This window comes from Streptomyces sp. NPDC058864, from assembly GCF_042742985.1.
GTDB lineage: Bacteria > Actinomycetota > Actinomycetes > Streptomycetales > Streptomycetaceae > Actinacidiphila.
Genome location: NZ_JBHYMQ010000047.1, coordinates 16,302 through 36,151, shown reverse-complemented (window position 1 = coordinate 36,151; position 19,850 = coordinate 16,302). Strand labels below are relative to the sequence as shown.

19 protein-coding genes are annotated in these 19,850 nt (G+C 72.0%); 4 read left to right on the top strand and 15 right to left on the bottom strand.

All coding sequences use genetic code 11. The features are described from left to right. Positions 1 to 24 precede the first annotated feature (24 nt). Together ACFW3D_RS28760 and ACFW3D_RS28755 are read right to left on the bottom strand one after the other, a co-directional pair. Positions 25 to 900 carry a hypothetical protein gene (locus ACFW3D_RS28760; protein WP_500508740.1) on the bottom strand — a complete coding sequence of 292 codons (876 nt, stop codon included), beginning with the start codon at positions 898 to 900 and terminating at the stop codon, positions 25 to 27. Then, the gene (locus ACFW3D_RS28755; RefSeq protein WP_500508737.1) at positions 897 to 1,109 is read right to left on the bottom strand and encodes a hypothetical protein; all 213 of its coding nucleotides are present in this window, start codon (positions 1,107 to 1,109) and stop codon (positions 897 to 899) included. The genes ACFW3D_RS28760 and ACFW3D_RS28755 overlap by 4 nt, the downstream gene beginning before the upstream one ends. Before the next feature lie 296 nt (positions 1,110 to 1,405). Between ACFW3D_RS28755 and ACFW3D_RS28750 the strand changes: the two genes are divergently transcribed. Beyond that, positions 1,406 to 1,912: a tetratricopeptide repeat protein gene (locus ACFW3D_RS28750; protein ID WP_500508735.1), complete on the top strand. Its 507-nt coding sequence runs from the start codon at positions 1,406 to 1,408 to the stop codon at positions 1,910 to 1,912. A gap of 482 nt (positions 1,913 to 2,394) precedes the next feature. Next, on the top strand, positions 2,395 to 3,177 hold the full coding sequence (locus ACFW3D_RS28745; RefSeq protein WP_500508733.1) for a maleylpyruvate isomerase N-terminal domain-containing protein: 783 nt from the start codon (positions 2,395 to 2,397) through the stop codon (positions 3,175 to 3,177). Here the strand turns inward: ACFW3D_RS28745 and ACFW3D_RS28740 are convergent. Genes ACFW3D_RS28740 through phtC form a run of 3 tightly spaced genes read right to left on the bottom strand, consistent with a single transcriptional unit; the run spans position 3,171 to position 5,496 of the window. Continuing rightward, complete coding sequence (locus ACFW3D_RS28740) at positions 3,171 to 3,584, bottom strand: GNAT family N-acetyltransferase (RefSeq protein ID WP_500508730.1); 414 nt, start codon at positions 3,582 to 3,584, stop codon at positions 3,171 to 3,173. The genes ACFW3D_RS28745 and ACFW3D_RS28740 overlap by 7 nt on opposite strands. 33 nt (positions 3,585 to 3,617) lie before the next feature. Further along, positions 3,618 to 4,715: an ornithine cyclodeaminase family protein gene (locus ACFW3D_RS28735; RefSeq protein ID WP_500508728.1), complete on the bottom strand. Its 1,098-nt coding sequence runs from the start codon at positions 4,713 to 4,715 to the stop codon at positions 3,618 to 3,620. Between the two features lie 13 nt (positions 4,716 to 4,728). Continuing rightward, positions 4,729 to 5,496, bottom strand: a complete 768-nt coding sequence (gene phtC / locus ACFW3D_RS28730; RefSeq protein ID WP_500508726.1) for a 3,4-dihydroxyphthalate decarboxylase — start codon at positions 5,494 to 5,496, stop codon at positions 4,729 to 4,731. Positions 5,497 to 5,606: 110 nt separating this feature from the next. Between phtC and ACFW3D_RS28725 the strand changes: the two genes are divergently transcribed. Then, positions 5,607 to 6,392: a FadR/GntR family transcriptional regulator gene (locus tag ACFW3D_RS28725; protein WP_500508724.1), complete on the top strand. Its 786-nt coding sequence runs from the start codon at positions 5,607 to 5,609 to the stop codon at positions 6,390 to 6,392. Positions 6,393 to 6,566: 174 nt separating this feature from the next. Further along, positions 6,567 to 7,577, top strand: coding sequence for a cupin domain-containing protein (locus ACFW3D_RS28720; protein ID WP_500508722.1), 1,011 nt, complete (start codon positions 6,567 to 6,569; stop codon positions 7,575 to 7,577). Positions 7,578 to 7,652: 75 nt separating this feature from the next. Here the strand turns inward: ACFW3D_RS28720 and ACFW3D_RS28715 are convergent, their stop codons facing one another. The 10 genes from ACFW3D_RS28715 to ACFW3D_RS28670 all read right to left on the bottom strand — a co-directional run bounded on the left by ACFW3D_RS28715 (position 7,653) and on the right by ACFW3D_RS28670 (position 19,847). Beyond that, the gene (locus ACFW3D_RS28715; RefSeq protein WP_500508720.1) at positions 7,653 to 9,173 is read right to left on the bottom strand and encodes a CehA/McbA family metallohydrolase; all 1,521 of its coding nucleotides are present in this window, start codon (positions 9,171 to 9,173) and stop codon (positions 7,653 to 7,655) included. 228 nt (positions 9,174 to 9,401) lie between these two features. Beyond that, positions 9,402 to 10,319: an AAA family ATPase gene (locus tag ACFW3D_RS28710; protein ID WP_500508717.1), complete on the bottom strand. Its 918-nt coding sequence runs from the start codon at positions 10,317 to 10,319 to the stop codon at positions 9,402 to 9,404. A gap of 16 nt (positions 10,320 to 10,335) precedes the next feature. Further along, the gene (locus tag ACFW3D_RS28705; protein WP_500508714.1) at positions 10,336 to 11,403 is read right to left on the bottom strand and encodes a cupin domain-containing protein; all 1,068 of its coding nucleotides are present in this window, start codon (positions 11,401 to 11,403) and stop codon (positions 10,336 to 10,338) included. A 73-nt stretch (positions 11,404 to 11,476) separates the two neighbouring features. Further along, positions 11,477 to 12,697, bottom strand: coding sequence for an MFS transporter (locus ACFW3D_RS28700; RefSeq protein WP_500508711.1), 1,221 nt, complete (start codon positions 12,695 to 12,697; stop codon positions 11,477 to 11,479). 3 nt (positions 12,698 to 12,700) lie between these two features. After that, positions 12,701 to 13,837 carry an ABC transporter ATP-binding protein gene (locus ACFW3D_RS28695; protein ID WP_500508709.1) on the bottom strand — a complete coding sequence of 379 codons (1,137 nt, stop codon included), beginning with the start codon at positions 13,835 to 13,837 and terminating at the stop codon, positions 12,701 to 12,703. A gap of 17 nt (positions 13,838 to 13,854) precedes the next feature. Continuing rightward, positions 13,855 to 15,660, bottom strand: a complete 1,806-nt coding sequence (locus ACFW3D_RS28690) for an ABC transporter permease (protein ID WP_500508706.1) — start codon at positions 15,658 to 15,660, stop codon at positions 13,855 to 13,857. Between the two features lie 6 nt (positions 15,661 to 15,666). Next, the gene (locus ACFW3D_RS28685; RefSeq protein WP_500508704.1) at positions 15,667 to 16,569 is read right to left on the bottom strand and encodes an ABC transporter substrate-binding protein; all 903 of its coding nucleotides are present in this window, start codon (positions 16,567 to 16,569) and stop codon (positions 15,667 to 15,669) included. Continuing rightward, on the bottom strand, positions 16,566 to 16,778 hold the full coding sequence (locus tag ACFW3D_RS28680) for a hypothetical protein (protein WP_500508702.1): 213 nt from the start codon (positions 16,776 to 16,778) through the stop codon (positions 16,566 to 16,568). Before ACFW3D_RS28680 ends, ACFW3D_RS28685 begins: the two co-directional genes overlap by 4 nt. Positions 16,779 to 16,826: 48 nt before the next feature. After that, positions 16,827 to 17,936, bottom strand: coding sequence for an ABC transporter substrate-binding protein (locus ACFW3D_RS28675; RefSeq protein WP_500508699.1), 1,110 nt, complete (start codon positions 17,934 to 17,936; stop codon positions 16,827 to 16,829). A gap of 312 nt (positions 17,937 to 18,248) precedes the next feature. Then, positions 18,249 to 19,847 carry an ethanolamine ammonia-lyase reactivating factor EutA gene (locus ACFW3D_RS28670; RefSeq protein ID WP_500508696.1) on the bottom strand — a complete coding sequence of 533 codons (1,599 nt, stop codon included), beginning with the start codon at positions 19,845 to 19,847 and terminating at the stop codon, positions 18,249 to 18,251. Positions 19,848 to 19,850 lie beyond the last annotated feature (3 nt).

Sequence of the window (19,850 nt, the reverse complement as noted above, 5' to 3'; positions counted from 1 at the left end):
CAGGACGTTACATCAGGGCCGGGGTCACGGTGCCTTCAGGGGCACCGGGTCACCCAGCGGGTCGTCGGGGTCGATGGTGAACGTCTTCGGTGAGAACGTCCCGCTCTGCTGTTCGAAGAGGTACTGCGGCGCGCTGCCCGCCGCCGCCACCGAGAAGGGGGAGCCGTCGGCCTCGCGCACCTTGGTGGTCCCGGACCTCCCGTCGCTCGTCCATCTGACGTCCAGTCCGAAGGTGTGGATGTCCGCCGTCGTGAAGGCGGTGATGGTGAGCACCTCCGGGTCGCTGCCGCTCACCTGGACGGGAAATCCCCGGACGCGCATCTTCCCCTCGGAGTTGCGCCCCTCGTGGAAGGTGAGTTCCGGAACCTTCCTGTCGAGGTTCGCCAGGAACGACGTGACGTTGCTGTCCCCGCAGGCGCCGATACGCTGCACGGCGAGGCCGGTCCTGGGAGTCGGTCTCACGTCCAGCACGTCGACCGTCACGTCCTGGACGGTCACCGCGTGGTCGGACTTCCCCTGGAGGGTGAGCTCGATGGTCGTGAGGTCCGCGGTGACCGCGTGGAACCTCCGGTCGAAGGCGGCGAGCCGCTTCCGGTGGGCGGCGTACTCCGCGGTGGTCCTGACGTCGTGGCTGTCGACGTGGGCGGCGATCTCGTCCATGGACGGCGCCGTCGGGTAGACCCGGCCGGTGCCGCCTTCGCAGGCGTCCCACGGGTCGGTCTGCCGGACGTCGAAGGTGAGTGGCGGCCCGCCGGGATCCCGGGAGGGGCTCGCGCTGAAGGCGACGCCGTTCCCGTCGCCGCACACCGAGTTGCCGGAGCACTCGTTGCTCGCGCAACCGAGGGCCAGGGATCCGCCGGCGACGCAGAGGACGGCGAGGAGGAGGGCGCGGCCCCTCATCGTGCGGACTCCTCGGACGCCGTTCCCGTGGGGGCGGTGGACACGCCGAAGTTCGTCGTGTTGCCGTGCCCGCACACGCTCTGGTCCCTGCATTCGTTCCGGTCCCCGCCGATCGTGTCCGTGGCGAAGAGCGTCACCAGCGTGCCCGCCAGCGCGACGACCGCGGCGACGGCGGCGAGCCACACGCGGGTGCGCTGATGTCCGTTCATGGCCATGTCTCCCCCTGGATGGCAACGGGGGAATGCCTGGCCCGCCCGGTGCCTGGTCGATGCCGACCCCGGCCCGCGGAGCGCGCGGAGAACGCGTCACCCCGCCTGCCCGTGCCGGGTGTCCAGCCCCCGCCGGCGTCTTGCGAGGTATCAAACCACTCCAGGTGAACCGGAGTCGGGCTTTCCGGAACTTGGCTTCCCAAGCGAAGCAACCGGTCGGCAACAGGCGCATTCCGCCAGGTCCGTACTGTGCCGGGTCGTGCACCACCACGTCCCGGGGCTGCCAGGATGTGCGCATGAACGAGAACGATCAGGGGCGGGACGAACTGCTTGCGGCCGCGGTGGGGCTGCGCGAGCGCGGGGAGGCGGAGGCGGCGAGGGAGCGGCTGGTCGCCCTCGCGGAGCGGTTCCCGGGGGACGCGGAGGTGGCCTACCAGGCGGCGTGGGCGCACGACGTGCTGGGCCTGGAAGCGGAGGCGGTGCCGTTCTACGAGCAGGCCCTGCGCGGGGCCGGGCTGTCCGATGACGACCGGCGCGGCGCGCTGCTGGGCCTGGGCAGCACCTACCGGATCCTCGGCCGGTACGACGAGGCGGTCCGGTTGCTGCGCGTCGCCCTCATCGACTTCCCCCGCGACGGGGCGCTGCGGACCTTCCTGGCGATGGCCCTCTACAACACCGGCGGTCACCGGGAGGCGATGCGGATCCTGCTGACACTGCTGGCGGACAGCAGCTCCGACCCGGACATCGCCCGCTACCGGGGTGCCGTCGCGTACTACGCGGAGGACCTCGACGCCACCTTGTGAACCGGGTACCCGGCCGCTTCCCTCGCGCCGCGCGCCGGATCGGACGACCGTCGCCAGGACGTCGTCGAAGGCCCGCGTGGACGTGGGCCGGGTGGGGATCGCGTCGCGCGGACCGGCGGCCCCGATGCCGTACCGGACGGCGAGGGCGACGTGCCGACGAGTTCCCGGGCGCCGACGCCCATCAGGGCGGCGCCCAGGGCCTCGTCCGTGCCGGTGTCCGGCACGGACTTCATCGTCCCGCGCGTCTCGTCGACGACGCGGGCGCGCGGCAACGCCGGCCGGCGGCGAGGTGGTGGACTGCCGCGTGGTGTCCATGTGCTTTCCCGTGGGCCCCGGGACACCGGCAGAAGCGCCGCTTATGACGTCCTTCGGGGGCGCGCATGGCCGCCCGCTTGGGATCGGGTGGTGCGGGAGGTTCCCTGGGAGGAAGGGGCGCACGTCCCTTCCGGTCGCTACGGACGGACTCCGCGAGGAGGAGGGCCATGGACACCTGCGACGCCCGACTGACGGCGATGCACACGGTCTCGCGGCGCCTCGGCTCCACGGTCGGCGGCCTGTCCGGCGAGCAACTGCTCAGCCCGTCGTTCGCCGACGGCTGGAGCCTCGCGCAGGTGCTGGTCCACCTGGGCACCGGCGCGCAGTTGTGCACCGCCGCCGTGCGCCGCGGCCTCACCGGGGACCTCACCAGGCCCTCCCGGGAGGAGATCGCCGACGTGTCCGAGCAGTGGATCTCCCTCAGACCGACCGCGCAACGCGACGCCTGGCAGGAGGCGGAATCCGGGTTGCTGCGGCTGCTGGACTCCCTCGACGCCGGTGTGCGCGCCTCGGTGACCGTGCCCTACTTCACCGGGCCGGTCGGTTTCACGGACTTCACCGGCTACTGGCTGTCCGAGCAGTCCGTGCACACCTGGGACGTGGCCGTGGGCCTCGACGGGACCGCGACCATCCCGGCCCCCGAGGTGGCGCTGCTCTGGGACCGGATCGACATGGTCGCCTCGCGCAGCCGCGACGGGGACACCCTCACCCGGCTCGGCCCGCGCCAGATCGCGGTGGAACTCACCGACCCGGAGCGCCTCCTGTGTCTCTCCCTCGGCTCCGAGCTGCACATCCTCCCCTGCGAGGGGGCCGGACCCTCGGGAGCGGTGTCGGGATCCGCCGAGGCCGTCCTCCGCCTCGTCTACGGTCGCAACCGCCCCCAGGACGGGGTGAGCGCGCGCGACGGCGTCACCCTGGACGACCTCCGCGCACTCTTCCCCGGCTACTGAGCCGGATCCCCTCGGAGGGCGATCAGGCCCGCGCTCGTCGGCCTGAACCCGCAGGCGTCGAGGTAGAACTCCCGCATCCCGTCCTCGAAGTCGACGTGCAGCCATGAGCATCTCGCCGCGCGGGCCCGCCGGGCCGCCTCGGCGACGAGCCCGGCGCCGATCCCCGAGCGGCGGGAGCGCGCCGCTACCACCGTGTCCAGCACGAACGCGTGGACGCCCCCGTCCCAGGCGACGTTCACGAAGCCGACGAGCTCCCCCTCCCTGCGTGCGCACACCCAGCCGAGACTGTGGCCGTGGACCTGGGTCAGCCAGTCGACGTCCGCACCCCGATCGCCGAAACCCTCCGCGTGGAGCGCGTTGACGGCCGCGTTGCCGAACTCGCCCCGCCACTCGTACGTGATCGTCATGGCGCGAGCGTAGGACACCCCTGCGTGCGCATCTCAGTCGCGGATGTCCTGCAGCAGCCAGTCGGTGGGGATCTCGTGGCCGAGGCCCCGCTCGCGGGCGCGTTCGTAGACGACGGCCGCGACGGCATGGAACTGGGCTCCCTGGATGTTGCCGCGCTCGGAGAAGGTCAGCTGCGCGTCGTCCTCCCGGGCGTGGGCCCGGCCCGTCAGCACGTCGTCGAGGAGCACTACGCGGGCATCCCGCGGGGGCCGGCGCGAGCCCTTCCCATGGGCGTGCAGTTCCCACACCGGGTCGCCGGGGCGGGCGCGGTAGGCCACGTACTCCTCCTCGGTCGCCCAGGCGGGCAGGGCGTCGGGGGTGTTCGCGGTGCCGAGCCGCAGCCAGACGTCGAAGCGGTCCCAGGCCCGCTCGTCGAGGCGGCCGCCGATGCAGGTGACATGGGTGCCCGGGCGTAGTTCCCGGCCGTGGACGACCTCCCCGACCGCGTCGGTGCAGCCGGCAACGATGTCCGCGCCCTGGTACACCGCCCCGGGAGTGCCGACGGCGACGACGTCCAGGCCGTGCAGCTCGCGCATCTCGGCGGCGAAGCGCTCACGGTGGGCCCGGGTCGGGCTGTACACCTGGATGCGCTCCAGAGGGCGCACGGTGAGGAAGGCCTCCACATGGCTGCGCGCCATGCCGCCCGAGCCGAACAGGCCCAGGACGCGGGCGTCCTCGCGGGCGGCGTACCGGGCGCCGATGGCCGAGTCGGCGCCGACCCGCAGGTGCTGCAGCAGGCCGTCGTTGAGCAGGGCGAGCGGCTCGCCGGTGCGCGCGTCGAGGAGCAGCACCAGACCGCAGAAGAGCCCTGGGCGTACGCAGTGCTTCTCCTGGGTGCGGCGGTCGCCCGTGCCGGTCTCCAGGAGTACGTCGGACTTCATGCGGACGGCGGCGTAGCCGGTACGGGCGGAGCCGCCCTCCATCGTGCCCCACTGGTAGACCCGGCGGTCGTCCACCGGCAGGCGCAGGTCGATCCGGGGCCGGCACACGCCGTCGCCGGTGGCCAGGTCCCGGTAGGAACCCTCCAGCGCGCTAACGACGTCGGGCATGGTCAGCACGGCGGCGGTCACCTGGTTGTCGAGGACGAGCATGATCCTCCGGTCGTCAGGGCCGCAGCGGCAGCCGGGGTCCCTCGTGGGCGGCGCGTGCCGCCAGATGGCGCCACATGGCCGAGACGTTGAACGACGGCCCGAGGTCGGGGAGTTCGGCCAGGTCCTCCTCGGGGATGGCGCGCAGCGGGGCGCCGGTGGCGGCGACGGCCAGGCTCGTTCTCGCCAGCGCGTCCACGGCCAGGGCCTGCGTGACGGCGGCCGCGACGGCATGGGCGGGATCACCGGTGCCGACGGAGACCAGCCCGTGCCCGCGCAGCACGACGACGGGGCGGTCCCCGAGGGCGTTGACCATCTGCTCGGCGAGGTCACGGCGGCGCACCAGCGCGGAGCGGGGCCAGACGGGGATGCCGTCGTGCGCGAGCCGCGCGGCGGGGATGTCGTAGGAACCCACGACCGGGAGCCAGGGGAGCCCGGCCACGGACGCGGCGACGACCGCGGGCGGATGGGCGTGGACGACGGCGGTGACCTCGGGGCGGGCCCGCATCACCTCGCTGTGGATGGGCAGTTCGCTGGGCGCCGTCCAGCCGTCGGTGACCTTGCCCGTGCCGTCGAGGCCGACCTCCTGGACGTCCCCGACGACGGTGAACGCGAGCCCGCTCTCCAGCGGTCCGCGTCCGCGCACGAGGAAGGTCTCCGGTCCGGTGCGGGCGCTCACGTGGCCGAGGATGTGCTCCACCAGGCCGGTCACCGCGAGCACGCGGCACGCCTCGGCCACCCGTTCGCGCAGCGCCTCCGCGGAGGACGCCGGCCGCTCACTCATCGTCCGTGCCGGTCATGGGCGCCCCTTCGGTTCATTGGTATTTTGGTATGACGTTAATCCGTTAGCCGGGAAGCCGTCAACAAGGCCGTTCACCGTGGGAGAATGCGCACATGCCATCGCGACCCAGCCAGTCTCCGGACGCCGTGACCGCCGAGGGGACGTCCGCCAGGCCGATCCCCGTGCCCGACGACCTCTTCAAGACCGTCTCCTCCAGCCGCGTCTCCCAGGTGATCGTCGAGCAGATCCGCCTCCTGCTGAAGGAGGAGCGGCTCAAGCCCGGCGACCGGCTGCCCAGCGAACGCGAACTGTGCGTGCACTTCGGTGTCAGCCGCGTGACCGTGCGCGAGGCGCTGCGCATCCTGGAGGCGAGCGGGCTCGTCGAGATCCGGGTCGGTGCCCGGGGCGGCACCTTCGTGACCGCGCCGACCTCGCGCCGGGTCAGCGAGGGCCTCGCCGACCTGCTGACCCTCTCCCCGCTGACCGCCGCCCAGGTCACCGAGGCGCGGCTGGTCTTCGAGCTGGGGATCGTCCCGCTGGTCGTGGAGCGCGCCACGGACGAGGACATCGCCGAGCTGCGCGCGATGTGCGACGAGCACGCCGAGGTCCTCGAGCGGGGCGAGTACTCCATGGAGCTCTCCGCGGCCTTCCACATCCGGGTCGCGGCGGCGGCGCACAACCCGGCGATCGAGATGCTCGTGCAGTCCTTCCACGGGCCGCTGCTGATGAGCCTGCGCGAGGCGCAGTCCGTCGAGCCGGCCATGGGCGGGCGCGGCTCCAAGGAACACCGCGAGTTCGTCGAGGCGGTCGCGGGGCGTGACCTGGAGGCGGCGAGCCGGATCATGCGCACGCACCTGGAGCGGACGGCGTCTCGCGTGAAGGAGGACGGAGGCGGTTGACCGCCGCGCGGGCCCGGCGGGCCCCATCGGCGAGTGAGCGCCCCGGACCCGAGGGAGGGTCCGGGGCGCTTTCGCGTCCCCGGGCACCCGGCCCGATCCGCCGGGGCACTGGCCCGGCGTGGCTCACAGGTATTATGGTTAGGCCATTGGAGAGCTGTCATCACAGGAGGATCCATGGGCAAGAAGGGACGAGTCTTCGTCCGCGGTCTGACCTCGGAGACGTACGGACTCGGCGAGTTCCGCCGGCAACAGCTCGCCGTCAAGCGGGTCCGTGACGACTCCGTCGTCGTCGACGACGCGAAGGTGGGCCACTCCGGCGACAGCGAACAGTCCCGCACCTGGTGGCGCGTCGGTCCCGGTGACGAGGAGTTCCTGACCCAGACGATCCAGGTGCACTTCGTCGAACTCCCCCCGCGGTCCAGCAACCACGGGCACGGCCACCAGAACGAGGCCGCCTTCTACATCCTCCAGGGCCGCGGCTACGAGATCCACGACGACCAGCGGTACGACTGGACCAAGGACGACCTGGTCTTCGTCCACACCGACTCCGTCCACCGCCACTTCAACCCCTACGACGAGACCGCCACCGCCCTCGTCGTGAAGGCCAAGAGCACCTGGATGTTCATGGGCCTCCTGCAGCAGGGCCGCAGCGGCCCCGTCGAGCGCGAGGCCGAGTTCGGCCCCCGCGAGGACTGGTCCCGGATCTGGACCCCTGGCGTCGCGGACCGCAAGAAGGTCATCGGCCTCGCGGACACCGCCTGGGAGGACACCCCGCTCGGCAGGGTCCGGGTGATGTCCTCGCCCGAGCGCACCGACGCCCGCATCTTCTCCGTCGACGCCTTCGAGCTCGACATCCCCGAGGGCGGCCGCTCCGGCAGGTACTGGAAGATGGCCGACGAGGTCCTCTACGTCCTCGACGGCGGCGGCTACGCCCTCCAGTGGGAGGTCGAGGCCGAGATCGCCGAGAAGTACTACGCCCGCGTCGCCCTCGAACCCACCCGGCACGAGATCACCAGGGGCGACACCCTGTACGTGCCGCAGAACCACGTGTGCCAGCTCTTCGCCCACGACGGCACGCCGCTGCGGCTGCTGTCGGCGCAGAACCGGGTGTTCAAGCACCTCGGATACGACACCGTCCACTTCCTCGAGGACGCCCCCGGGTACGCCGCGGCGCAGCGGGACTGACGGGCGCTCACCGAGCACGACGGCTCCGGCCCCGCACCCCTCGCGCGGGGTGCGGGGCCGGCGCGGTCACGGACGTCAGTCGGTGAGGCGCAGGATGATCGGGTTGGTCAGCGCGGCCATGGGGCCCCACTGGAGGTCGGCTCCCATCGTGTTGCCCTTGCCGGGCGTGCCGTCGGCCCTGGGGTGACGCACCTCGGCCCGCACATACGCCGTGAGCGAGGCGGTGGTGCGCCAGACGACGGTGCCCGATCCGCTCGCGTCCAGCGACTCCTGGTGCATCTGGCCCTCGTCGGTGATGAACCGGACGGTGCCGTTCGGGACACCGGAGACCTCCAGGCGCACGTCGACCGGCGCGTCCGCGCGGAGCCCCAGCGCCTCCGCGATCCCGGCCTGCCGGCCGCCGCCGGCGGCGGTGAACGCGAGGGTCACCGCGGAGGACTCGGCGACGTACGTCCGGCCCTCCCGGATCCCGGTCAGCACGGCCCCGCGGTTGAGGTCCTCGGCGTACACCACCGTCTGGGGGAGGCCGATGACCTGCGGGACGCTGTGGGCGTCGCTGTTGCCCACGGCCGGCAGCCAGTCGTTGCCGGTGCGCATCGCGGTGCCGAGCATGGCGTCCCAGGTGTCGACCGCCGACTCGTCGTCGTAGGTCCAGGGGCCGTTCCACACCTCGACCGCGTCGGCGTCCTCGTAGCCGAACTTCCACTGGCAGGCCACGTACGGGCAGTACGGGTGCGCCGGGACGACCAGCCCGCCCTGGCGGTGGACCTGGCGGGCGAAGCGGGAGAAGGCGTCGTCACGGGTCCGGTAGCGCCAGTCGATCCACGCGCCCGGCTCCAGGCCCAGCGCCAGCCAGTGGCCGTTGCGGGTGGTGACCTCCTCGCCGGTGACGATCAGCAGGTCGGGTCCGGAGTACTCGCCCCACACACCGTGCGCCGAGGAGGTGTTGTGGTCGGTGGAGACGATGAAGTCCAGCCCGGCCTCGCGGGCGCCGGCGGCCACCTCGGACGGCAGCCGCTTGCCGTCGGAGTGCACGGTGTGCAGGTGCGCGTCGCCCCGGTACCAGGCCCGGCCGCGGCCCTTGGCGCGCTCGGCGGGGTAGGACGGCACGAAGGGCGCGCCGGGCTCGCCGTACCGCAAGGTCACGCCGACCGAGTACTCCATGCCCTGCGGGGCGACCTGGTAAGGGCCCAGCACGATGTGCCACGTACCGTGGTTCACGGGCCCCGGCAGGTAACCGGGCGTGGCGCTGTCGCTGTTGACGACGAACGAGCCGCGCGCCCCGCCCGACCAGCCGCGGAAGCCCCGGCCGCCGAGCGCGGTGCCGCGCTCGTCGAAGATTCCGATGTCGCAGGAGTTGCCCGGCGTGCCGGCCGGAACGGGCGGCTTGTCGTAGGTGTAGGAGACCGAGATCTGGTTGACGCCGCGGGGGACCTCGACCGGCAGGTACACGAAGTCGGCGACGCCGGTGCCGAGGTGACCGGTGGTCACCTTGGTGACCTCGCCGTCCTCGGGCGTACCGGCATCGGCCGCCTCGGCGAAGGTGACGGGCGCGAGCGTCAGGACGCCCGCCGCGCCGACGATCCCGCTCGCCATCAGCAGGGCCCGACGACCCAGGCCGGACGGCCCGCCGCCGGCCCCCGGCGCGGCCGAGGACGGTTCGTGACTGTGTTCACAGGCTCCAGGCTGGCACACGGCGGCTCTCCTGAACGGTGGTGTGTGCACGGACTCCGGCACACTCCTCCGCCCGGGTGAACGCCGGGCAGAGCGCGGGGAACCCCCGGCGACGCCTTCCTGAATCCCGTACCGCCCGGGGACCCCTTCTCAGCGGAGCCGCGCAGGCCCTACCGCCCCCTCCTTCACAGCGGCGGCCGCTTCCTCCGCGGCGGCCAGCAGGTCCTCGACACGCAGCGACGCGGGGTCGCGCGCCGTCTCCAGGCGCAGCGCGAGCGCGCCGTGCACGGTCTTGCGGATCCGCCTCCCGTCCAGGCCCGTCAGCAGCTTGCCCACCCGCGCGTGCACCGCGGGGTCCTCGGCCAGCGGCCGCAACTCGGGCCACTGCGCCGCCAGTCCGCGCAGCGAGTCGGCCACGATGAGCGGTACCACCGAGGCGTCCGGAAGCGCGGTCCGCACGACCAGGTCGGCCCGCGACAGGAAGGCGTCGTCCACCGCCTCGGCGAAGTTGGTCGTCACCACCAGCAAGGTCCCCGGACGCCGGGCCCGCAGCGCGTCCAGGCCGCTGAGCACCGCGTCGGTGGCGCGGTGCACGTCCACCGGATTGGTGTCGAAGGAAGCGGCGTGCCTGCGCACCGCGAGGGCCTCGACCTCGTCGACGAGCACCACGGTGTGCGGCCGGCGGGCCGCCAGTTCGGGCAGGGTGTCGTGGAAGAGCCGGGACACCGCCCGCTGGCTCTCCCCGAGCAGTTCGCTGGGGAAGGCGTGCGGATCGACCTCCACCAGCGTCGTCGCCCCGTGCGGCGCCAGCGTCCGCGCGGCGGCCTGGGCGACGCCCTGCGCGAGCGTCGTCTTGCCGGTGCCCGGCGGCCCGGCGAGCACCACGAGCCCGTGCGGCGCCACGGGGGAGCCCGCGAGCCGCCGCCCGTGCCGGAGCACGAGGACGGCGGTCGCGAGCAGCCGCTCCTTGACCCGCGGGTCGGTGATCACGGAGTCCCACGGCCCGTCGTGGTGGTCGGCGGGCAGGGCGTGGATGCCCGCCACGCCGTGCGGCAGTGCGGTGGTCACCGCTCACGCTCCCCTCTTACGGCCAGGTGGGGCGCTCGAGCGCCGGCCACTCGACGGTCGAGGGGTCGCCGGCCTGCGCGTCGCGGATGTGGTCCGGTGGCTCCTCGAAGAGGACCAGCGGATCGCACAGTGCCCGCATGGTCTCCAGCAGGCTGTCGAACATGTGGATCCGCACGACCTTCGCCGTTTGTTCCGGGTCGGTGTTGACGTGCTGGTGCCACAGGAAGTGGTCGACCACGATGATGTCGCCCTTCTTCCACGGGTACCGCTGACCGCCCTCCGGTTCGGTGCCCAGGTAGCTCTCTCCGTGGCCCTCCACGACGTACAGCCACGCCTCGCCCGGGTGGCGGTGCATCGACTGGGCGCGGCCCGGGGCGATCTCGAACATCGCCATCGTGATGCCGGACGCCTGGTAGCCGATGGCCCGGTCCAGGAGGAAGGTGGTGCGGGTGCCGCGCGGGGTGTTGCGCAGCTCCAGTTCGTCCCAGGCGGTGTGCAGCCGCCCGGAGCGACGGGCGTCCTGGTCGCGGGCGAGCCGGCGCAGGCGGGCGGCGTATGGGTCGGCGCCGTCGTGGCCGGGGGAGTACGGCGGGCGCGGTGGCAGTTCGGCGACGGGCGTGTGGCCCGCGTCCTCGATGACGGCCATGCCCATGGTCTCCAGCAGCGGTTCGCTGGAGAAGGTCAGGTAACGCGCCGTCGTGCCGCCCTCGTTGCCGCTGCGGTGCCAGGACCAGGCGGGCAGGTGGAGGGAGTCGCCGGGGCCCCAGTCGACGCGCTTGCCGTCGATCTCGGTCCAGCCGTGCCCGGCGACGACGAAGACCATGGCGTCCCAGGAATGCCGGTGCACGGTCGTGGTCACCCCCGGCTCGAACTCGTGGGCCAGGGCGTCCATGGTGCGGGTCGGCCGGTCGCCGTCGGCGCCGGTGTAGACGCCGACCCGGCTGCCCCGCGCGGTGGGGTGCATCGTGACGTCCTCGAGGGCGACAACGGTGCGGTGGTTGTCCCGCCACTGCTCGATGAACTCGGCCCGGCGGCGTTTCTGGACGTGGTAGTGGGTGACCCCGGTGGTGGTACGGGTACTCAACGTGCCTCCCGACTTGCGTGGACGGACGAAGCGCGGACAGGTGGGCAAGGGGACGGACGGTCGGGGCAGCGGGTCACTCGGTGGCCCCGGCGACGCGGTACTCGCGGACGGTACGGCTGCGCGCGGCGCTGAGCCCGGAGACGAGGGCGGGCACAAGACCGCCCACGCTGAGCGCGGCCACCGGCCCGAGGGCGCCGGCGAAGGCGCCCATCGCCGTGTCGCCGAGCGCGGGACCGCCCCGGGAGCACATCTGGTAGATCGCCGAGACCCGGCCGCGCAGCTCGTCCGGGGTCTCCAGCTGCACCGCGGCGTGCCGGACCGTGGTCGCCACGGCGTCCGCGGCGCCGAGCGCGACCGCCGCCAGCAGCGCCACGGGGAACACCCGTGCCTGGGCGAGGCCCACGATGGCCAGCCCGTACGCGGCCGTGCCCCACAGCACGATGCGTCCTGAGCCGGCCGTGCGCACCAGCCGGAATACCCACGCCGACCCGATCAGGGCCCCCGCCGAGGGCGCGGCGGACAGCAGCCCGTACCCGGTCGCGCCGACGTGCAGGACGTCCGCGGCGAAGGCGGGCAGCAGCACCCGGTACGCCCCGAACACGGTGGCCGCCAGGTCCAGCCCCATCAACTGCCAGACCACCGGCCGCCCGGAGACGTACCCCACGCCCTCCCACAGGCTCTCCAGCAGCGGCCGCCGCTTGCCGTCCACCGCGAGCGGCGGCACCCGCAGCAGCGCGAGGACGACGACGAGCACGGCGTACGTCACGGCGTCGAAGACGTACACCGCTCCGGGGCCGCCCAGCGCGATCAGCACACCGGCGAACGCGGGCCCGACCAGGATCGCCAGTTCCCGCGAGGGGTTGAGCAGTGCGAAGGCGTCGACCAGGCGCTCGCGCGGCACCATCGCGGGGATGAGCGCCTGCCGCGCCGGCTGGTCGAAAGTTGCCGCGGCCGTGGCGAGCAGCGAGGAGACGACGACCGTCCCCACGGTCGCGGCACCGGCCAGGGTGAGCGCGGCCAGTCCCGCCGAGACCAGCAGCGCCAGCGCCTGCGTGGCCTGGAGCAGCCGGCGCCGGTCGAGGCGGTCGGCGTAGATGCCGCCGACGGGGGAGAGCACCAGCAGCGCCACGGCCTGGGCCAGTCCCACCAGGCCCACCTGCGCGGTGGACCCGGTGAGCTCGTACACCTGGTAGAGGTTGGCGGCGACGGCGCCCCTCGTCCCGATCTGGGAGAGGACGACGCCGCCCCAGTAGAGGTCGAAGTCGCGGTTGCGCAGTACCTCGGGTATCGGCATCGGTCAGTCGACCGGGACCAGGGTGACCTTGTCCGGGGCGACGGAGAAGTGGACCTCGGTACCCGGCGGGATCGACAGGTTGGGGTTGGAGCGGTTGCGGATCTCCAGGTCGCCCACCCCCACGATGTGGTCGACGACGTCCCCCATGAACGCGCGGGTCAGGACCCGGCCGGACAGCTCGTTGGGGACGTCGCCGCGCCGGTCGGTCGACAGGTCGACGCACTCGGGGCGGATGGAGATCAGCACCGTGTCACCCACCGACGGCACCCGCTCCACCTTCCGGGCCACCAGCCGGCCGGGCGCGGTGTCGACCACGACCTCGTCGCCGTCCACGCCCACCACCTTCGCCTCGATGAAGTTGGACGTGCCGATGAACTCGGCGACGAAGCGGGTGGCCGGCTTGGTGTAGATCTCGCGGGGCTTGCCGATCTGCTCGATGCGTCCCTCGTTCATCACCGCGATCCGGTTCGACATCACCAGCGCCTCGGACTGGTCGTGGGTCACGTAGATCGCGGTGAGGTTCAGCTCGCGCTGCAGCCGCTTCAGCTCGAAGCGCATGGACTCGCGGAGCTTGGCGTCCAGGTTGGACAGCGGTTCGTCCAGCAGCATCAGCTCGGGCCGGGTCACCAGGGCGCGGGCCAGCGCCAGGCGCTGCTGCTGGCCCCCGGAGAGCTTGGTGGCCGGCCGCCCGGCGTATGCGCCGAGCTCGATGACGTCGAGGACCTGCTGGACGCGCTCCTCGATCTCCTGGCGTCCCGGGCGCTTCGCGCGCGGCATGACCTCCAGCGGGAACGAGACGTTCTTGAAGACCGTCATGTGCGGCCAGATGGCGTACGACTGGAAGACCATGCCGAAGCCGCGGCGGTTGGCGCGCAGGTTGACCCCCTGCCGCGCGTCGAACAGCACCCGGCCGCCGAGGGTGACCCGGCCCTCGGTCGGCCGCTCCAGGCCCGCGACCGAGCGCAGCGTCGTCGTCTTGCCGCACCCGGAGGGGCCGAGCAGCGTGAACAGTTCGCCGTCGTGGACCTCGAAGTCGACCCCGCCGACCGCGTAGACCCGTGTGCCCTCGGCGGCCTTGCGGCGGGAGGCGCGTCCCCCGGTTTCCTCGTAGCTCTTCTTGAGGGATTCGACCGTCAGCATCCCTGTGATTCCTATCGCTAGTTCGCGGAGTCGCCCTGCAGCCCGAAGCGGGCGCCGAGACGGTAGGCAATGGAGACGAGCAGGACGAGGAGCACGACCATGCAGACGCCGAGCGCGGCGAGCGTGGTGAACTGGCCGTTCTCGAACTGCTCCCAGATCAGCACCGACAGCACCTCCTTGCCCGGGCTGTACAGCAGGATCGTGCTGGACAGCTCCCGGAAGGAGACCACCAGGATGTAGACCCAGCCGGCGAGGATGCCGCTGCTCATCAACGGCAGCAGCACCCGCCGGAAGGTCTGGAACCACGAGGCGCCGGACACCGCGGCCGACTCCTCCAGCTCCGGCGACATCTGGGCCATCGCCGACGACGCGTAGCGCATGCCGTAGGGCAGGTAGCGCGTGCAGTACGACACCAGCAGGATGAGCAGCGTGCCGTAGACCGGCAGCGGCATCCGCAGGTAGACGAAGGACAGCGCGAGGCCCAGGACCAGGCCGGGGATGACGATGGGCGTGAAGGCCAGCAGGTCCAGCAGCCGCCGGCCCGGTGCCTTGGTGCGCAGCACGACCCAGGAGACGATCGCGGTGAGCACCATGACCACGGTCGCGGCGCCCACCCCGACGATGAGCGAGTTCTTCAGCGCCGTGAACGCCAGCGGCATGTCCGCGACCTCGCGGTAGTTGTCGAGCGTCATCGTGCTCAGCGTCTTGCGGGAGGGCGCGGTGTAGTACTTGAGCAGGCTCGCGTAGACCAGGACGGCGACCGGCAGGACCACCGTGAGCAGGAAGTAGCCGATGACGGCGGCGCCCACGAACGGCCGGGCGCGCCCCAGCTCCACCGGGCGGGGCCGGAACGCCTTGCCGGTGACCGTCTGGAAGTTGCGCGAGGAGCGCTGCAGCCAGCCGGAGACCAGCACGCCCGCCGCGGCGATCACCAGCAGGCCGATCGCGTACGCCCCGGCGGCACCGTAGTCGGCCGGGTAGGAGCGCAGCACGAAGTAGATCCGGCTGGTGAAGACGTAGATGCCGTTCTGCAGCCCCAGCAGGCCGGGCACCTCGAAGCTCTCCAGTGACTGCACGAACATCAGCAGCGCCGCCGAGATCATCGCCGGGCGCAGCAGGGGGACGGTGACCCGGCGCAGCACGGTGAGCCGGCCCGCTCCCGACATGGCCGCCGACTCCTCCAGCGAGGGGTCCATCGCCCGGAAGGCGGCCACCATCAGCAGGAACGCGACCGGGGCGAGGTGCAGCCCCTGCACCCAGATCATGCCCCACACGCTGAAGATGTTGATCGGCGAGGTGCCGAACAGAGGCTTGAAGACCAACGAGTTGAGCACGCCGCTGGACGGGTCACCGAGGAAGATCCAGGAGGTGGCGTACAGGATGCCCGGCACGATGAGCGGCACCAGCGAGGCCGCGAAGAACAGCCCCTTGAACGGGGTGTCGGTGCGCACCTGCACGTAGGCGAGCACGGTGCCGAGCACGAGGGCGAGCGCGGCCGAGCCGAACGCGAACCACAGCGAGTTCAGCATCATCGAGCCGGCCTGGGAGTTGCCCCCGTAGGCCCGGGAGAAGGCCGAGACGGACACGCCCGTGCCGTCGGCGCTCAGGAAGGTGTCGTGGACCAGGTAGCCGAGCGGGACGACGGCGAGGTAGCCGACGATCACGACGGCCGCGCCGACCAGCAGGCCCTGCAGGGACAGCGGACGCCTCAGCAGCCGGGCGAGGCGGCCCGGTCCCGCGGTGCCGGCCGGTCCGGGGACGGTGTCCGCCCCGGGGGACCGGTCGTCGTCGCGGGACGCGGCGGGTGCGGGTACGAGGGTCATCGGCGGTCAGTTCCCCACCGTGGCGGCGCCGCGCAGCAGCGCGTCGTACTTCTTGTCCCAGCTGCCGTCGTCGTTGCTCAGTCCCTCGACGTCGAACGGGACGAGGGTGAGGCCGTCGAGGCTCTTGTCGCCGGGGACCTTGGTGGAGGGGGTCAGACCCAGCTTGACCAGCTCCTTCTGCCCGTCGGTGAGCAACCAGTGGTAGAACAGCCAGGCCGCGGCCGGGTGCTGGGCGCCCTTGATCATGCCGACGCCGTTGGGCCGGGCGAACGCGGGGATCTTCGACACCCCGCCCTGCGGGAGGTAGGTGACGGGGGCGCCCTCCTGGGTGGCCCGGTAGGTGATGTAGGTGTAGTTCATCGCCTCCATCGGGGTCTGGCCCGCGGTGAGGAACTGCATCATCGTGGTGTGGCCCTTGGCGACCTTGGCGTTGGCCGCGATCTGCTTCCAGAGCGTGTCGACCTCGCCCTGGGACTTCCCGTGCGCCAGCCAGTACTTGGTGACGTTCTCGAACCAGTCGCTGTCGCTGAGCTCCAGGGTGATCTTGCCCTTGTACTTGGGCAGGGCCAGGTCCTCCCAGCTCTGCGGTTCGTCGGCAGGCTTGATCAGGTTCGTGTTCCAGGCGGGCTGGAAGACGTTCAGCCGGCTGGCCGTCCACTGGTCGAACTTGCCGGTCTTCTCGACCTTGTCGAGGGCGGAGCCGTTGAACGGGACCAGGTAGTGGTTGTCGGCGAGCGCGGTCATCTCCAGGAAGTTGGTCTCGACGGCGTCGGCCCCCGGCCGGTTCGCCTTCTCCTCCTGGAGCGTGCGCTGCAGCACCGTCTCGGAGTTGCCGCGGAAGACGCTGACGTGGATGCCGTACTGCTTCTCGAAGGCCTTGCCTATGGGCGTGGCGATGTCGGCGGTCATCGAGGTGTAGAGAGAGAGAGCACTCTCCCTTCCTTGCCCGCGAGTTCCCTGGCCTTGGCGACCTGCTGGTCCTTGGGGAGCCCGGCGATCTGGGAATAGACGGACTCGGCCTGGCTGTTGGAAGCGCCCGGGACGGCGCCGCCGCACCCTGTGGTGACGGCCGTGACCAGCAGTCCGGCCACGGCGAGAGTCGAGTTGCGGGTCCTCATGTGGAGCTCTCCTGTATCGAGGGTGCGAGAGGGGGTGTGGGTGTGCGGTCAGCCGGTGGCGGGGACGCCGCGCAGCAGCGCGTCGTAGGCGGCGTTCCACTTCTTGCTGTCGGTCTCGGCGGTCTTGGAGAGGCTGTACGTGGTGGTGCCGGGCGGGATCGGGTCCTTGAAGCCCTCAACGGTCTTCGCGGCCGGGATGCGCAGGGAGTCGGCGATGACCTTCTGGCCCTCGCTGAGCACCCAGTCCGTCCACAGCAGCGCCGCGGCGGGGTGGCGCGGGTGAGCCATCAGGCCAACGCCGTTGGGCCGCAGGATCACCGGCTCGACGACCGGCTTGTACGTCACGGGCGCGCCCTTCCTGGCGGCCTTGTCGACGGTGTGGGAGTAGACGGACAAGGCCACGGAGAACTGACCGGCGCTGAGCAGTTCGCCCTGCACGGTGTGGCCCTTGGTGACCTTGACGTTGGCGGCGATGCGCCGGAAGAGGTCGTCGACGGCGGAGGGGCTCATGCCCTTCGCGTCGGTGAGGTAGGTGTGCATCGACGCGTACCAGTCCCAGTCGCCGATCTCGACGGAGAGCTTGCCCTTCCACCTCGGGTCGGCGAGGTCGGCGAAGTCCCTGGGCTCCTGGCCGGCCGGGACCTGGTCGGTGTTCCAGCCGACGACGAAGGCGTTGAAGCGCTCGGCGGTCCAGCCGCCGAACTGTTTCGCGGCGTCCCTCAGGCCCTCCTTGGCGGGGCCGTCGTAGGGGGTGAGCAGGTGCTGGGAGTCCAGGGCGCGCAGCTCCAGGTCGTTGGTGTCCACGACGTCGTTCTGCGGCTTGCCCGCCTGGTTCTCCTGGAGCGCCCGCTGCAGGACGGTCTCGGAGTTGGCGCGGAACGCACGGACCTTGACGGCGGGGTAGGCCTTTTCGAAGCCGTCGACGAGGTCCTGGATGTCGGTGTTGGAGGTGTAGAGGTCCAGCACTCCGCCCTCGGACCGGGCGTCGGCGAGCAGCCTCTCGGTGCGCGCGCTCCCGGTCAGCGCGGTGTAGTCGGTGTAGGGGTCCGCCCCCTCGGGTGCGGGGCCGCCCGCCCCGGTCGTGGTGGGCGCGGAGCCGCAGCCGGCGAGGACGAGGCCGGCGGCCAGGAGGCCGGCGGTGAGGGCACCATGACGCATCGCACACTCCTTGGACGAAAGCCGGAGGGTCGTCAAGAGCAGTCGGATGAGCGCAAAGCCGTGGGGGGAGGGGACCGGGACGGGCCCGCGGTCAGCGGGACGGGTCCTTCACGACCGGTGGCGGCCGGTCGGGGGTGACGCCGGGTGGCGCCCGGGCCCTTCGGTCCGTCGGCCCGGCCGGCCGCTGTCACACATCGGTGTCACCTTCCGGTAGCCGGGTCTGTCCCTGCATGAAACATGAGGTTAGGTCTTATGGTCTAACCATCGGACTCGGATGTTACGTTATCGTTACCGGTCGGGGTTGACGCACCGTCAAGCGTCGGCAAAGCCGCCCTGGTGGGAGTCCTCGCCGAACACCAGGGACTTGATCGTCACCGGCACCGTGTTGGACGGATGGCGCATCCGCCCGATGTCGATCCAGTCGAAGTCCCGCAGGTGCAGCCCGTCGACCACCAGCACGTCTACCGTCACGTCGAGCTCGTCGCGCAGCAGCCGGCCGAGCGTCATGGCGACGTCCCCGTCGAGCATCACGTAGACCGGCAGCCCCTGGTCGATGCGTTCCGCCAGCCCGTCGCGGATGCCGCGGGCGAAGGGCAGCAGCCGGTCGTGGCCCGGCGGACCGCTCCACGACATCGCGAGGGCGACGTCGGCGCCGTTCCGCCCCGCGTCCAGGGCGACCAGCCGGCGACGGACCGCGGCGGCGACCGCTTCCGGGTCGACGGTCTCCCCGAGCTCGTACGCCGGCCTGACCACCTGCAGGTTGCGGCGCGGCAGCAGCGCCCCCGGATCGGTGACGCACCCGGTGTTGCCGCTGAGCTGGACGCTGTACTCCGAGGCCCCGAGCGCCGTGGCGCGGATGCACTCGCCGGGCGGCAGCAAGGGGAAGGGCAGCGAGCCGTCCTCGATCCTGCGGCGCAGCGCACGGCCGAGCGGCCGGCCGAGGTCGCCGAACCCGCGCCGCTCCCGGTCGTATACGTACTCCGCGACGCCGCCGGAGAACATCACTCCGTCGAAAGGGCCGGTGTCCGGCAGAGCGTCGGTCAGATACAGCCGGCCGGCGTCCGGGGGAGGCGGATCGCCGGGAGCGGTCAGCAGGCGGACGAGGGCGTCCGCCATCGTCTCCGCCACCCGCTCGGACTCGGCGTCGGCCACGGTGTCGCCGAGTTCCCAGCCGTACCCCGCGCGGGCCGCGTGCCGGCGGCCCGCCGGATCGAGCCGTACCAGACGGCCCCGCTCGTCGGTCACCTGCAGCCGCCCGCCGACGTGCACGGCGGCGGTGGCCACCACCTGCCCGCGGTCGAGCACGGCGAGCTTGGTCGTCCCGCCGCCGATGTCGACGTTGAGGACGCGCAGTCCGCGGTCGTACGAGACCTTCGCCGCGCCCGAGCCGTACGCGGCGAGCATGGCCTCCATGTGGTGGCCGGCCGTCGCGGTGACCAGTTCGCCGCCGCGCTCGGCCAGCACCCCCGCGATGACCTCGGCGTTGCGCCGGCGCAGTGCCTCGCCGGTCAGGATCACCACCCCGGTGTCGATGTCCGCCGGATCGACGGCCGCGTCGTGGTACGCCTTGTCGATGATCGCGCCGAGCGCACCGGCGTCGATGTGCTCGTCGCTCGCGTACGGGGTCAGTTCGACGGGGGACCGGTACACGGTGTCCCTGCGGACCACCAGGTACCGGCTCGTCAGGTCCTCCCCGATCCGGCGCAGGTGCAGCCGGGAGAAGACCACTTGGGTGCCGGACGACCCGATGTCCATCCCGACGCTGTGCAGCGTGACGTTGTCCTGCCGCCAGATCGGGTTGTCCTCCAGGGCGCCGGCCACGTCGTCGTCGTGCACGTGGTCGTGGGCGGGGGTGTACGCCGAGTGGACCGTGCGCCCCCCGTCGTCGCTGTGGTCACCGGAGTGCCGCACGGT

Bases quoted from the DNA above. Each gene is read 5' to 3' on its own strand.
- ACFW3D_RS28675 (WP_500508699.1), bottom strand. From the start codon at position 17,936: ATGCGTCATGGTGCCCTCACCGCCGGCCTCCTGGCCGCCGGCCTCGTC.
- ACFW3D_RS28750 (WP_500508735.1), top strand. From the start codon at position 1,406: ATGAACGAGAACGATCAGGGGCGGGACGAACTGCTTGCGGCCGCGGTG.
- ACFW3D_RS28680 (WP_500508702.1), bottom strand. From the start codon at position 16,778: ATGAGGACCCGCAACTCGACTCTCGCCGTGGCCGGACTGCTGGTCACG.
- ACFW3D_RS28690 (WP_500508706.1), bottom strand. From the start codon at position 15,660: ATGACCCTCGTACCCGCACCCGCCGCGTCCCGCGACGACGACCGGTCC.
- ACFW3D_RS28715 (WP_500508720.1), bottom strand. From the start codon at position 9,173: ATGGCGAGCGGGATCGTCGGCGCGGCGGGCGTCCTGACGCTCGCGCCC.
- phtC (WP_500508726.1), bottom strand. From the start codon at position 5,496: ATGAGTGAGCGGCCGGCGTCCTCCGCGGAGGCGCTGCGCGAACGGGTG.
- ACFW3D_RS28760 (WP_500508740.1), bottom strand. From the start codon at position 900: ATGAGGGGCCGCGCCCTCCTCCTCGCCGTCCTCTGCGTCGCCGGCGGA.
- ACFW3D_RS28695 (WP_500508709.1), bottom strand. From the start codon at position 13,837: ATGCTGACGGTCGAATCCCTCAAGAAGAGCTACGAGGAAACCGGGGGA.
- ACFW3D_RS28720 (WP_500508722.1), top strand. From the start codon at position 6,567: ATGGGCAAGAAGGGACGAGTCTTCGTCCGCGGTCTGACCTCGGAGACG.
- ACFW3D_RS28725 (WP_500508724.1), top strand. From the start codon at position 5,607: ATGCCATCGCGACCCAGCCAGTCTCCGGACGCCGTGACCGCCGAGGGG.
- ACFW3D_RS28740 (WP_500508730.1), bottom strand. From the start codon at position 3,584: ATGACGATCACGTACGAGTGGCGGGGCGAGTTCGGCAACGCGGCCGTC.
- ACFW3D_RS28700 (WP_500508711.1), bottom strand. From the start codon at position 12,697: ATGCCGATACCCGAGGTACTGCGCAACCGCGACTTCGACCTCTACTGG.
- ACFW3D_RS28685 (WP_500508704.1), bottom strand. From the start codon at position 16,569: ATGACCGCCGACATCGCCACGCCCATAGGCAAGGCCTTCGAGAAGCAG.
- ACFW3D_RS28755 (WP_500508737.1), bottom strand. From the start codon at position 1,109: ATGAACGGACATCAGCGCACCCGCGTGTGGCTCGCCGCCGTCGCCGCG.
- ACFW3D_RS28735 (WP_500508728.1), bottom strand. From the start codon at position 4,715: ATGCTCGTCCTCGACAACCAGGTGACCGCCGCCGTGCTGACCATGCCC.
- ACFW3D_RS28745 (WP_500508733.1), top strand. From the start codon at position 2,395: ATGGACACCTGCGACGCCCGACTGACGGCGATGCACACGGTCTCGCGG.